The sequence below is a fragment of the Paenibacillus taihuensis genome (assembly GCF_003386535.1).
In the GTDB taxonomy this organism is placed as follows: Bacteria; Bacillota; Bacilli; order Paenibacillales; family Paenibacillaceae; genus Paenibacillus_Z; species Paenibacillus_Z taihuensis.
In genome coordinates, this window is record NZ_QTTN01000073.1 from 1 (window position 1) to 11854 (window position 11854).

The window sequence follows — 11854 nt, forward strand, 5'->3', positions numbered from 1 at the left end:
AGCATCTCCGATTCGTTCAGCTGATCGAGATGCGTATCTCCTGGAACCCGCTCAGATACGGCGAAGAACTCGCTATCCGTCTCGCCGATCTCGATAACCTTAGGAATCGGCAATGAAGCCATGGTGAAATGCCCCATCGCCTGATCCTTCTCAAAGTCACTTCGATATGCACCGAAACGAATAATCCTATCACGCCCATCGAGCAAGAAGGCATAGGCCCGCGACCAATCGCCTGATGCGAGGGACACAAGATTTTGGGCCCGGTCCCCGTAATGCTTCTTTACAAAACGGTCCGCCTTTTGCTTGAGATCTTCCACAATCCTTCCTCCTCCTATTTAACTAAAACTTCGAAATCGGTCAGACCGCTTATATCTTCACAGCAGCCAATTCCCAGCATAACTTCGGCTTGCCGTAACGGAGCATATCCGTCTCTTTGACCGCTTCAATTCCCCAATCTGCAAAAAGCTGCCGCAAATCGCCCTCATCGAAAAACCGCTTGCGCCGCCCTTCATGCTCATAATAGTTCGGCTCCAGTTCAACCCCAAGCCCGGCGCCATAGTGAACGTCGCCAACCGAGTTAAAGCGAGCCAGTAACACGCCTCGCGGCTTCAGTACCCGGGCGATGTCGTTCACGATATGAACGGTATCTTCCCAAGCGAAATAATGAAGTGATAAATCGGCCACGACCGCTCCCACGCTCCCATCCGCAAACGGCAAGCCTTCAGTCATATCAACCTGCTTCGTCTCCGCTTCCGGAATATGCTCAGCGATATGGCCTAACGCTTTTTCCGAAAAGTCGCAAGCTATCACGCGGTAACCGCGCTCCGTTAAATAAAGCGTATCACAGCCGTAGCCGCAGCCAAGATCGATAATGGCGTCATTCTTCGCTTCAGCCAGCAACGGTTCATAATCATCGAGCCATAAGTCGTAGACCGGCTTGCCAAGGGATAACCTGTTATACACTTGATTCCAATGCTCCTGATCCGGCGCGCTCGAACGTTTCGTCATCGCATTTCCTCCTCTTGGGTTCCGCTTGAATTACATAACTATCTCTCAAGCTTCCGTCTTCGTAAAAGTTAGCTTTACAAACTTAAGCTTGTTTTAGCGTTTCAATTATTTTGATATATTGCGTATCCCCTAGTCCATAGTGAGGAAATAGATTAAATAAATGTTGCAATAATTCATTCTGCGGCTTACCTATATTCTTTTTAATAAAGTTGGTGATTTGCTTCTGGTAATTGATGACGAATCATGACCTGTTGATAAATATTTCTGTAACCTTCTAGCCAGATTTCCGTTTCTTCCACTTCATAGTTCATTTCATTCACCATATGGAAATACACTTTTCCATCGTAGCCCACTTGTTCTAAGTACGCCAAAACGGTCAGTAAATTGATTTGACAGAACATGTCATCTCCAAACCATAAAACGATGCATTTGTATTTATTCTCAAACATAGGTTTCAAAGGAGTCAAGGTAATCTCCTCATACTTCTGTAAGGGCACCTGATGTCCGGAAGCTCTTAGTTGTTTAAACTCATCGCTGAATATCGTATCGGTAGTATCGTTTGAACACATCGCTTCATTAAAAGGGACATAATCACTTTTTCCCATTAATTGATGATTATAAAATTCTTCATACATCATTTGTCCATTTAAGATATTCAATATGTCTTGATCAAATTGATCTTGGATTTTATTTTGCAAAGCATCAATTTTCAATTGTTGAGAAATGTCCATTGAAAATGCATCCTCCCTACGATTCATTTTAATTTTCACATAGGTTTGCAAGGGTTGCGGATTTTTTCTGAAGGCACTCGGGCTTAGGCCGAATGTCCCTTTAAATGCTCTCGTAAAAGCTTCCTGAGATAAATATCCATATTTCAATGCAAGATCAATCGTCTTTTGATCGGTTTCTTTTAACTCCATTGAAGCCAGATACATCTTTCGAAGTGACTTATATCTTTTAATGGTGATTCCAGTCATTTGATGAAATTTGAACGAACAGTAATAGGGAGAATACCCCATGCGATGTCCTAAGCTTTCTAATGAAAAATCTTCAAATAGATGATCCTCAATCCAGTCAATCATCTCCTGCATCATTGGTTCGTAAGCACCTCCTCCTAAATCGATTATAGAAGAAACGAACATCTTCTTTTTGATATAAGTTGTGTTTGCGCGGGGATAAGTCCGAGTAATCGGTTCATCTTTGGTCCATAAAGAAAAGGAGTAGTCCGCCGCGTTGCTGACTGCTCCTTTTGATCATTGAATTAACGTGCCCGCTAGCGGAAAAGTGTCTATGATTTTATTCATAAATTTTTGAAGCGTATAAAATATTAGCAAGTGTCATCCAAGTTGGTTCGTGTGGCACATTTTTTGAGTCTGTAACCCAGGCTCCCATAGCTTCGAGAAACCGTTCTAAAGTCGGATTTTTCCATTCATCACGATTATTCTCTAAATCCTTAAGTAATCGAGATACAAAAACAATAAAGTCTTCTTTTGATTTAACTTGTTGTATCATTTCATGAACTTCCATTCAAACACCCTTTCAAAGGGTAATAAACAAAATAATTAGAATGATAGGAATGACTATAAAAATTATACCGACAATACTTATTCCAGAATACTAATTCCACCTCAAATTCCCGGAGGCCGTTGTTACCACTTTTCCCCATGTAATGTCTTTGAAGAGTTTTGTGATTATTACATCCACTTTGTCAACGACACTAATTCTATCAGGATTTTTCATAACTATACTGTAAGTTAATTTTTGATTAAACATATCTTCTTGTTCGGGAATGACTGCTCCGATCGAAGCCGAACTACTGGATATTTCAATGTCTCGATCTTCAGTTTTATTCGTACAACCTGAAGCTGTTAAAAATAAAGCAATAAGAAATAAATAATACTTCAAAAGTTCGCCCTCCTGATAAGGTATTTACAATTTACATGGTTATTAATGTTACGTTTCCTCTACTTGAGAAGTTACGTTAAACTGCCCGTCCCTTATATGAAAAACGGCAGCTGAATCATTAAGCCGGCTGCCGACGTGTTATATTGAGCGATAGTGCCCGTCTCTCAGTTGAATGCTGGACTTTAGTTTAGCTATCCCAAAAATCGAGAAAAGGGGTAAAACAGCCAGTAATCATCAACCATGTTAATGCTAATAGTCCAAAGCAACATTCCAATCATACCTCCATGTGTTCCTGTAGTTATTGGAACAATGGGCTATCGTTCCCCGTTAGTCGTTACTCATGATGATGCAATATATTGAACTACTCCAATAGTAATCAACATAAGTACAAAAACTACGATAAAGCCTATTATGAACTTTGACAAACTGAAAGAATGCGATCTGTTTTGGAGTTGATTCTCAACTCTGCCCAAACGTTCCTTAAGTTCTTGTATCTCTTTATCGTGTTCCATTTACTTGTGCTCCTTTCGAAAACCCAAACTAGTCGTTTACATTTTATCCCATCCATTGAATTAGACGCTACAATTACAATATTTGTTGCGCTCTTCTGCCCCGTTAGCGGAACAGACCGCCAATTTATATCGGCAGCCTATTCTTCGACGCTATAGTGCGCGTTAGCTTAATCGATATCCTTAACTCGCTCTCCACTTCAACAATTTGAACGCTACCGCCTCCAAATTGCCATCCTCTACTCTCAATAAACTCTATAAAAGCATTCAGAACTAACTCAAATACCGATCTCGGATGACCCCCATGTGATGTAGTTCATGTCCCGCGATGCCGAACGCGAGGGCACGCACCGTAATGCTTACGTCGTTAGCTGTGCCCTTGCGGGACCATGCCTCCTCCGGCAATCCGCGCAGCAGCGTGATCGTCGATTGCCGTACTGCCCGATAGTCTTCGGCCAATTGCGCGATTGTCCAGCTTACGAAAGGAGACATGAACAATTCCTGGTCGAAACCGGTCAGAGGTGTCTTGTCCCCTCTAGCGAACCTAAGCAGGCGGTAGGTCATGACGCGTTCCCCGTCCGCGATGTGGCCTACGACTTCTTTCAGTGTCCATTTTCCTTGCGCATACCGATACGCGCCTTGCCTTTCTGTCAACGATGCCAGCAGCTCGCTCGTTTGCTTTTCCTGGGCTAACAGAATGTCGATGATGTTGCTTCCCGGCACTAACCGGATAAATTCGCCGACGTCCCCGACGTATTCTTCTTCAGACGGTCTTTGGTTCATGCGTGGTCCCCTCTCTATGGAGATACAGAAAATTAACGTTCCCCGTTAATTAATTATTCGACTTCGAACTAGTTCAACCTTTCCTCGAGCATTTTTTCTGCGTTATCCTGCCCCCCTAGCAGAACAAGCCGCCGATGATTGATGCCGGCAGCCTACTGTCGTTGTGCTCTAGTGCCCGTTGAATGGCCTTTATATAGTATTGCAGCTTCAATCGAGACAATCAGAAAGAAATGAAAGAGAGCCTGAGGGAAGCCATCCCATCAGGCTCATTCCGTACCTTCATGTTTCAATGGATTGAATAAGTTCTTTCAGTTTCTGAGCCGACCGGTGAAGCTGATCGCGTTCCGACTCCGAGATCTCTAGCTGGAGCACCTCGCGAACGCCGCTACGATCCACGACGCAAGGGACGCCCATATAGACATTCGATACCCCGTGATAATCCTGAAGCAGCGTCGAGACATTAAGCACAGCTCCTTCGTCATGAAGAATTGCGGTACAGATGCGGTCGAGCGCTAGGGCGATCGCGTAGTAGGTAGCCCCCTTTGCCGAGATGATCTCGTAAGCGGCGTCCCTCGTGTTCGTGAAAATTCTCTCCTTCGTCTCTTCGTCGAACGGAATGCGAGTTCCGGCAATATTGGCCAGACTCCACACCGGCAGTTCGGAATCACCATGCTCGCCGATTATATGGGCATGTACACTGCGCGGGTCAATGCCAAGTTCTTCTCCGATTAGGTAACGGAAGCGAGAGCTATCGAGCAGCGTGCCCGAACCGATGATCCGCTGAATAGGCCACTGCGATTTCCGCCACGAGAAGTAGCTCATGATGTCCACCGGGTTGGAAGCGATCAGCAGAATGCCGTCCTGATTGTACTTGAGCACTTCTGTCATGATGCTCTCGAATATGGCGGCGTTTCTTTTCAACAGATCGGTCCTCGTCTCACCTGGCTTCTGGGCAGCGCCTGCCGTAATGATGATAATGTTGGCATCGCGGCAATCCTCGTATTCGCCCGCCCACACCTTCGTCCTCCCAAGGAAAGGAAGGCCGTGATTCATATCGATGGCGTCGCCTTTCGCCTTGCTTTTGTTGGCGTCAATGAGTACCAGCTCGTTCGCTCGCTCCCTCAGTAACAGTGTGTACGCAGTCGTCGCGCCGACTGCTCCGACTCCAATGATCACAATCTTCGTTTTACTCATCCGAATCGCCCTCCGTATGTTCAATAGTTGAATCGAGTTCTTCAAAATAGGGTTTGTTTACATAGTAGTACATCACGCCCATCAGCACCGCGCCGCCAATGATATTGCCCAGGGTGACCGGAACGAGATTATGAAGTACGCCGCCCATGGATATCGTCCCGGGATGATGCAGCACCAGCGCGATCGCGAACGTGCACATGTTGGCAATGCTATGTTCGTAGCCGGAGATAAAGAAGCAGAACACGAAGAGAACCATAGCGAACATTTTAGCACCGTCACCCTTGAGGGATAGGGGAATGAAGAAGGCTAGACAGACGAGCCAGTTACAGAGGATGGCCCGGAAAAACAGCTCCACCATCGGCAGATTCATTTTCTTATCCACGACACTGAGCAGGAACCCGTTAACGGACGACTCGGCGAAAAGCCCGGTCGTGTAAATCATGAAAGCGAAAAAAACTGCGCCGATGATGTTCCCGATGTAAGTATACAGCCATAGCTTCAGCACGGTATTCCAACGAATCTTCCGTCTTAGAGCGGTGTATGTGAAGTAAAAGGTGTTGCCAGTGAACAAATCCCCTCCCCCGTAAGAGATTAGAATGATCGCCGCTCCGAAAGTAATTGCCGCCATCGGATACGTGAGCGGAGAATGTTCCCCGTAGAAGAAGCTGCCCGTCTTGAACGCCACAATGACACCAAACCCGATGAACATGCTCGCGAGCGCGGAACGTGCGATATACCGTAGACGACTATGCATGAATACCTTGAGCTTCTTCAAGGCAAGCTTTTCAACCTTCTCGAGAGCGGCAACTTCCATTTACGCTCACCTCTAAATTTAAAAGATACAGAGCAGCAATCCGATTATGCTAAAAATGGGTTTTAGTAGGTTCCGGCAACTCTTTATTTCACGATCAGCACGGACACCTTCGCATGCTGGACGACGTGATGCGATACGCTTCCAAGCAAATATTCCATCCATGCCCCGTGTCCCCTGTTGCCGATAACAATTTTCTTTCATCTTACGTCAGCTTACGTATGCAAACGTCCTCTTGCATGAAGTTTCGGCGCCCGGTCATGTTTCTTAAAGCGTTCGTGGAGATACGGAAGGATATAATGATCCACCCCGAACTTACCCGCATTGGCCCCTGCTGCGACTATGAAGAAACCAAGAAGAATCAGCCAAGGGTTAGTCGAAACCGTACCGGCAAACATGTACATGAAGTTCATCAGCAGGCCAAACAGGACCGCGGTCGTCGTTAATGCTCCCAGCAATAAACCCGCTCCTACTAATAATTCGCCCCATGGCACAATGACATTTAACAGCTTCACATTCGGCAAGGCGACGTGCTTTAGAAACGCTATGAACGTGGGATACAAGGTCTCGTGCGTGGCATTGTCTGCGACAGGCCCCGCGATCGCACCTTTCATAAAACCGGCTGCATTGAACGGTTTGGCGCCGGCAATCTTATGCCACCCCGCCGTGAGCCATTCCCAGCCGACGTAGATCCGTAATAAGGTTAACAGGATCGCCGCATACTTGTTTCCTCTCAGCCAATTCATCATCATATCCAACATCTCCCTTGCGATTTCTTGCTTTCATCATACCTCCCGCCTTCTTCGATTGTTATCGGGATAAACACGGAGTCTCCACGGATAAAGTCCTGAATTATTGCTAGGGAAACAGAGCATTCCCGAACTCGCCGCTGCCTTCGTTATTGAACTATCAAGGCCGGCGGCCAGATGCTCAACCTGACAACCGAGACAGCTAAAATGGCACGAAAAAGCTATCTCCCAAGGATGGCTTTAATCAAATCCATGTTATACCGTATGCACAACCGAACCAGTCTCCGCCTGACGCGGCAGCCTGCGGCGGCCGAGCCATCGCCAGCCGACCATAACTGCGCGGAACAGCTCATCCATCATTAATCCCACAAGAGCTCCCATGACTCCCATATGAAGCAGTACGCCAAACACATAAGCACCGCCGGTAGCGAAGATCCACATCCCAAGCATACTGCTTAGAGCGACAAAGCGCGCTTCTCCAATCGCTGTCAGAGACTGAATAAACGAATAGGTCCAGGTCCGCATCGGCTGCCAGACGATACACCAGAGGAACAAAGGAAGCAGCAGATCTATAATTTCCTTATCCGAGGTGAACCAGCCGATCGTTGTATGACCAAAAGCATACAGCATAACAGCAAGCGCCAGTGTCGGCAGTATCCCGCAAGCCGCAGCCCGATAAGGCGCCCGGTATACTTCATCATACCGCTTCCCGCCGTACAGCTGGCCGCATTGAATTTGAACCGCCATCCCAATCGAGTTGCCGATCAGCCATGGCAGCTGCTGAATGATGTTGAAGTAAGAAAAGACTGCAAGCTGGACGGCTCCCATTGAGGAGACGATCGCCAGCGTCACGATCTGGGAATAACCCCAGGATGCCGCATTCCCGAGATTCGGCAGACCGATGCCGATCATCTCCTTGAAGATCGGACGGTCGAATCCCTTCCAATCGCTCCGCTGGAACGGAACGGGGAACGATCGAAGCAGCAGCCATACTCCAACGATTACTGCAAGTAAACGGCTGATAATGGTCGAAATGCCAATCCCCTCAATCCCCATTTGAGGAACGCCAAACTCACCGAAAATAAACAAATAGTTAAACAGGACATGAATCGCATTCATCCCGATTGCAATCATCATCGGCCCGCGCGTATTGCCGGTATTACGGATCATGACGGTCAGCATCATATTCATTTCCGTCAGAATGGAGCAGGCGCCGATGAACGTCATATAAGTTGTCGCCTGCGGAGCTACCTCGGCCGGTGTACCCATCAGCTGTACTATGATACCTGAGCCAAAAGCAAACAGGACACTAATCAAAGCCCCGCCGATTACCCCAATCTTTATCGCCATAGCGGCTGCACGCCGCGCTGCAGCGGGATTGCCCGCTCCCCATTTTCTAGCGATTACAATGCCCACCCCGCCGTTAATGAGTACGAAAATCGTCAACAGCGACCGCATCACCTGATTGGACACGCCAACTGCCGATACCGTATTATCTCCCAGCCTGCTGACCATAAGTGAATCAACCGTACCCATTAGAAACTGCAAAATTAATTCGATAGCTATCGGCCAAGCGAGTGCGAATAAGGATAGGGATCTGTCTTTCCCGATTTGAGCCATTGAAGTCGAATACCCCCTGTATGTTAATCAATTTTGCTCAATTAAAGCTTCTACCCGCTAAGGCTAAAAGTGTGATAACATTAATCAATATAGAGCTTTCCTTCCTTGAAGTCTTAATGCTTCTTGTTGTTTATTAATCCAATTTTGCTAATCTGTCGATTTGAACGGAGGTGCTCCTTATGCGCAGGGACTTATGGGAAAATACAACCATGCCCGATCCGGCGCTGCCGATTAATGTGTTTCACCCGACCTTCCAGCCCGGCTGCACCTTGCGCCTTCATTGGCACGAGCATTTCGAGCTTATCTATATTGAACATGGTGAGGTTGTCTATCAGATTGCAGGACAACCATTCCCGACAAAGCCCGGTGATCTGCTGTTCGTCAACAGCGGCGAGTTGCATTCGGCTGCCCCGCTGCATTCCAGCGAGTCATTCACCGTGTATGCGATCGTGTTCAACCCTTCAATGCTTGGACTCAAGGAACCGCATATCGTTGATCTGGTTGCTCCATACACGAACGGCTTGTCCATGATTGCTAACCGGATTGATCAGACGGACTCCTGGTATCCCCTTCTAAAACAAACCTGCATGCAGCTCGCGCACGAATTCGGGAACAAGCAGCATGGCTACGAACTTGCCGTTCGCTCGTACTGCCAGCTGCTGTTCACTTGGCTTAGCAGGGAATTTACCGTGAAGCAGCGCAGCAGCACGGAGATGTCAGCATTCCGGTCGAAGACCGATCAGTTCAAGGAGCTGCTCACTTATCTGGAATCCGATCTGTCGGAGCGAATTACCGTTGAGCAGGCCGCTTCTATGGTTCATATGAGCCCGTACCATTTCTGCCGGATGTTCAAGAAGATGACCGGTCAGACGTTCGTACAGTACATGAATTTGAACCGGATCAATAAAGCCGAATATTTGCTTAAGCATACATCCAAGAGCGTCACCGACATTGCTGCCGAAGTCGGCTGCAGCAGCATCAACAGCTTCTCGAAGCTGTTCCGGCAGCTTAGAGGCGTATCGCCAAGAGAGATCAGGAGAGGGGTATCCGTTTGACGATTCTATCTTCACCATTAGCTGGACAATTGCTAAAGAATGAAGGACGGACCACCTGACGCGTATCTTGGCAGCGCAGCCAAGTAATGTTATGAAAAAGAGCCTGTCCTTCTTCCGAAGGGCAGGCTCTTTCTATCTCTTTATCAGCGTAGTTGTCGGTCGGCAAGAACTTGAAGTCATAAATGACAAGAACTAATGGACTCCTTTTTGTCGACAAAATCCCCCTTTTGGTTTATATAACAGGGCGAGTCCCTGCGCTATGCTTAGATGCAGGAGGCGATATTATGAATGGCTATGACTTGTCGGCGGAATCGACTATGTACAGAAACAAGAAGACTGGAGAGCTTGTGAACGATGCCGGGGACGTGATTCATTCGCGATCGAGCAGATTCGGAAAGTTGATTATCCGAGAGGGATCGGACACGCTTGAGGAGATCTCGATCGAAGAGTTTAAGCTTCTGTACGAGAAGGTAAGCCGCTATTAACTTCCAATCAATCCCTTCAAGGAACTTTTAACGGATTCGCACCTGAGCTTGTGACATTGAACCCTTCGAATCTGATTTCTTCTCCCGATACAACACCATACCGATTATGAGTAACGATACGGCCGCAAGAACACTGGGTATGACAAATACCTTTGGTGTGATTCCTCGAATAAACAGCGGCAGGAAGTATCCGATTAAAGAAGCAGTCTGCGATATGAACACGTATAAGCTAGCCCCAAAGCCTGTCCGGCTCAAGAACATCCGCTGTACATATCCCATAGCGACTCCGTATAGAACCGACACAAAAAACGAATACAACAGCTGTATGGCAAAGAATATAGCAAGCGAGGAACTGCTTACATAAGTCAAATAAGTGGCGAGCGCAAAACAACCGCCAACTAAAAGGATCCTTTTACTCCCGTATCGTGCGGCCCAGTATCCCCCCATTGTCATAAACAGCAGTTCGAATACCGCCTGCGCGCTCCATATGTAGGACATGATCTCCGGCTTCCCAAACAACTGCAAAACGACAAGCTGCAAATATAATCCCCGTATCGCATCGGCACATGAAAGCATTAGGATCGCAACGAGCATGATCAGAGAGAACGGCTCTCCGATCCCCGCTTGCTTCACTTCCCTTGCTCCTGTTGTTTCCTTATACAACAATAGCAGGACTACAAGACATGCATATCCCGCCATATTGCCCAACAATACACCACGAAAGGATGCAATCAGGAAGATGTTCGCCCCAAGTAACAGTCCGGCAAAAAAACCAACGCTAAAAGATGCCCGAAGCCATAGCTGAGCCATTTCGACAATATCGCCAGCGCGGCGCGAGAAATGATTTCTTGCCATGGCAAACAATTGCCCCATAATCAAACCTGACGGTGCGACTGCAATTGTCATACCAATGAGCGCAGTCCGAAATCCAGCTGCATTCATGTAGATGAACAAGCCTATCACGCAAAGGAAGCCCGCCAATACCGGGAGCTTCTTCTTGCTTTTCAAACGATCGCTGACCCAGCCGACTGTGATCGTGATTACCATGTTGCAGAACAGTGCTGCCGCGAAGACGATGGTGATCTGCACTTTTGCAAGCCCGAGGCTCTCGTTCAGATAGACCGCATTCATCGGTGCTAAGATGCCGGTTCCGATGCCGTAGAGAAACAGCATGGTGAGGAGTGTTTTTGCACCGTGAACCGAAACAAACTTGCGAACGTCACGAGTAATTTGCATGTGTACCCCTCGCTATCCAAGTTATACCAGACTATTACTCTACAATAACACGGTTACGCTTTCAAAGGGACTCTGTCGTCAGGAGCCCCCATCCCTGACGCATTCCGAAAAATCGGGGAGGAGCCAAAAAAATTTAAAACACTGCTGACATATGAACTGTGACCCACAAAGTAGACAGTTTATAAAAAAGGCATTTCCGTATTAAGCAGCTAGCAGATGGCTCCTGTACTCATCAGGAGTCATCTTTTTTAATGTCCATTGGAAGCGTTCAGAATTGTAAGACGTCATATACTCATTAACCCGTACGCGTAGTTCCGCAAGGGATTGACAGTCTTTGTACTCAAGTTCGTCTTTCATGTGACCGAAGAATGATTCCATAGAGGCATTATCCCAGCAGTTTCCTTTCCGAGACATGGATTGTTTAAATCCAGCCTCTGCAACGAGGAGGCGGATTTTAGGATGTGTGTAGTGCATACCTTGGTCAGAATGGAAGATCGCT

Annotated in this window: 13 protein-coding genes and 2 pseudogenes; 2 read left to right on the forward strand and 13 right to left on the reverse strand. The window is 47.2% G+C overall.

All coding sequences use genetic code 11. From position 1 onward, the window contains the following. From A8990_RS30775 to A8990_RS30825, 11 genes and pseudogenes are all read right to left on the reverse strand, one after another. A partial coding sequence (locus A8990_RS30775) for a protein kinase family protein (protein WP_220376856.1) occupies positions 1 to 317 on the reverse strand: 317 nt, incomplete at its 3' end. A 49-nt stretch (positions 318 to 366) separates the two neighbouring features. Then, positions 367 to 1008, reverse strand: a complete 642-nt coding sequence (locus A8990_RS30780; RefSeq protein WP_116192838.1) for a class I SAM-dependent methyltransferase — start codon at positions 1006 to 1008, stop codon at positions 367 to 369. 82 nt (positions 1009 to 1090) lie between these two features. After that, positions 1091 to 2102 (reverse strand): annotated as a pseudogene (locus A8990_RS30785) (helix-turn-helix transcriptional regulator). Positions 2103 to 2304: 202 nt separating this feature from the next. After that, positions 2305 to 2535: a DUF7660 family protein gene (locus A8990_RS30790; protein WP_116192839.1), complete on the reverse strand. Its 231-nt coding sequence runs from the start codon at positions 2533 to 2535 to the stop codon at positions 2305 to 2307. 90 nt (positions 2536 to 2625) lie between these two features. Further along, entirely contained in the window at positions 2626 to 2913 is a 288-nt protein-coding gene (locus tag A8990_RS30795; RefSeq protein ID WP_116192840.1) for a hypothetical protein, read from the reverse strand. Between the two features lie 782 nt (positions 2914 to 3695). Next, the gene (locus A8990_RS30800) at positions 3696 to 4205 is read right to left on the reverse strand and encodes a DinB family protein (protein ID WP_116192841.1); all 510 of its coding nucleotides are present in this window, start codon (positions 4203 to 4205) and stop codon (positions 3696 to 3698) included. A 279-nt stretch (positions 4206 to 4484) separates the two neighbouring features. Further along, positions 4485 to 5399 (reverse strand): L-lactate dehydrogenase, encoded by a 915-nt coding sequence (locus A8990_RS30805; protein WP_116192842.1) that lies wholly within the window; start codon positions 5397 to 5399, stop codon positions 4485 to 4487. Continuing rightward, on the reverse strand, positions 5392 to 6213 hold the full coding sequence (locus A8990_RS30810) for a formate/nitrite transporter family protein (RefSeq protein ID WP_116192843.1): 822 nt from the start codon (positions 6211 to 6213) through the stop codon (positions 5392 to 5394). Before A8990_RS30810 ends, A8990_RS30805 begins: the two co-directional genes overlap by 8 nt. 83 nt (positions 6214 to 6296) lie before the next feature. Beyond that, positions 6297 to 6404, reverse strand: a pseudogene (locus A8990_RS30815) (universal stress protein); the annotation flags it as partial. A 21-nt stretch (positions 6405 to 6425) separates the two neighbouring features. Beyond that, on the reverse strand, positions 6426 to 6962 hold the full coding sequence (locus A8990_RS30820; protein WP_181909850.1) for a DoxX family membrane protein: 537 nt from the start codon (positions 6960 to 6962) through the stop codon (positions 6426 to 6428). 252 nt (positions 6963 to 7214) lie between these two features. Continuing rightward, on the reverse strand, positions 7215 to 8579 hold the full coding sequence (locus tag A8990_RS30825; RefSeq protein WP_116192844.1) for an MATE family efflux transporter: 1365 nt from the start codon (positions 8577 to 8579) through the stop codon (positions 7215 to 7217). Between the two features lie 179 nt (positions 8580 to 8758). Here A8990_RS30825 and A8990_RS30830 point away from each other — a divergent pair, with 179 nt between their 5' ends. Together A8990_RS30830 and A8990_RS30835 are read left to right on the forward strand one after the other, a co-directional pair. Further along, positions 8759 to 9634, forward strand: a complete 876-nt coding sequence (locus A8990_RS30830; RefSeq protein ID WP_116192845.1) for an AraC family transcriptional regulator — start codon at positions 8759 to 8761, stop codon at positions 9632 to 9634. Positions 9635 to 9918: 284 nt separating this feature from the next. After that, the gene (locus A8990_RS30835) at positions 9919 to 10119 is read left to right on the forward strand and encodes a hypothetical protein (protein ID WP_116192846.1); all 201 of its coding nucleotides are present in this window, start codon (positions 9919 to 9921) and stop codon (positions 10117 to 10119) included. 27 nt (positions 10120 to 10146) lie between these two features. Here the strand turns inward: A8990_RS30835 and A8990_RS30840 are convergent, their stop codons facing one another. Then, positions 10147 to 11355, reverse strand: a complete 1209-nt coding sequence (locus tag A8990_RS30840) for an MFS transporter (protein WP_116192847.1) — start codon at positions 11353 to 11355, stop codon at positions 10147 to 10149. 201 nt (positions 11356 to 11556) lie between these two features. Then, positions 11557 to 11854 (reverse strand): integrase core domain-containing protein (locus A8990_RS30845; protein ID WP_147306869.1); only part of this gene is annotated, 298 nt, incomplete at its 5' end.

What these genes read in the sequence shown, in the direction of transcription:
- A8990_RS30825 (WP_116192844.1), bottom strand. Translation starts at nt 8,579, where the DNA reads ATGGCTCAAATCGGGAAAGACAGATCCCTATCCTTATTCGCACTCGCT.
- A8990_RS30835 (WP_116192846.1), top strand. Translation starts at nt 9,919, where the DNA reads ATGAATGGCTATGACTTGTCGGCGGAATCGACTATGTACAGAAACAAG.
- A8990_RS30810 (WP_116192843.1), bottom strand. Translation starts at nt 6,213, where the DNA reads ATGGAAGTTGCCGCTCTCGAGAAGGTTGAAAAGCTTGCCTTGAAGAAG.
- A8990_RS30790 (WP_116192839.1), bottom strand. Translation starts at nt 2,535, where the DNA reads ATGGAAGTTCATGAAATGATACAACAAGTTAAATCAAAAGAAGACTTT.
- A8990_RS30830 (WP_116192845.1), top strand. Translation starts at nt 8,759, where the DNA reads ATGCGCAGGGACTTATGGGAAAATACAACCATGCCCGATCCGGCGCTG.
- A8990_RS30780 (WP_116192838.1), bottom strand. Translation starts at nt 1,008, where the DNA reads ATGACGAAACGTTCGAGCGCGCCGGATCAGGAGCATTGGAATCAAGTG.
- A8990_RS30805 (WP_116192842.1), bottom strand. Translation starts at nt 5,399, where the DNA reads ATGAGTAAAACGAAGATTGTGATCATTGGAGTCGGAGCAGTCGGCGCG.
- A8990_RS30800 (WP_116192841.1), bottom strand. Translation starts at nt 4,205, where the DNA reads ATGAACCAAAGACCGTCTGAAGAAGAATACGTCGGGGACGTCGGCGAA.
- A8990_RS30840 (WP_116192847.1), bottom strand. Translation starts at nt 11,355, where the DNA reads ATGCAAATTACTCGTGACGTTCGCAAGTTTGTTTCGGTTCACGGTGCA.
- A8990_RS30820 (WP_181909850.1), bottom strand. Translation starts at nt 6,962, where the DNA reads ATGATGATGAATTGGCTGAGAGGAAACAAGTATGCGGCGATCCTGTTA.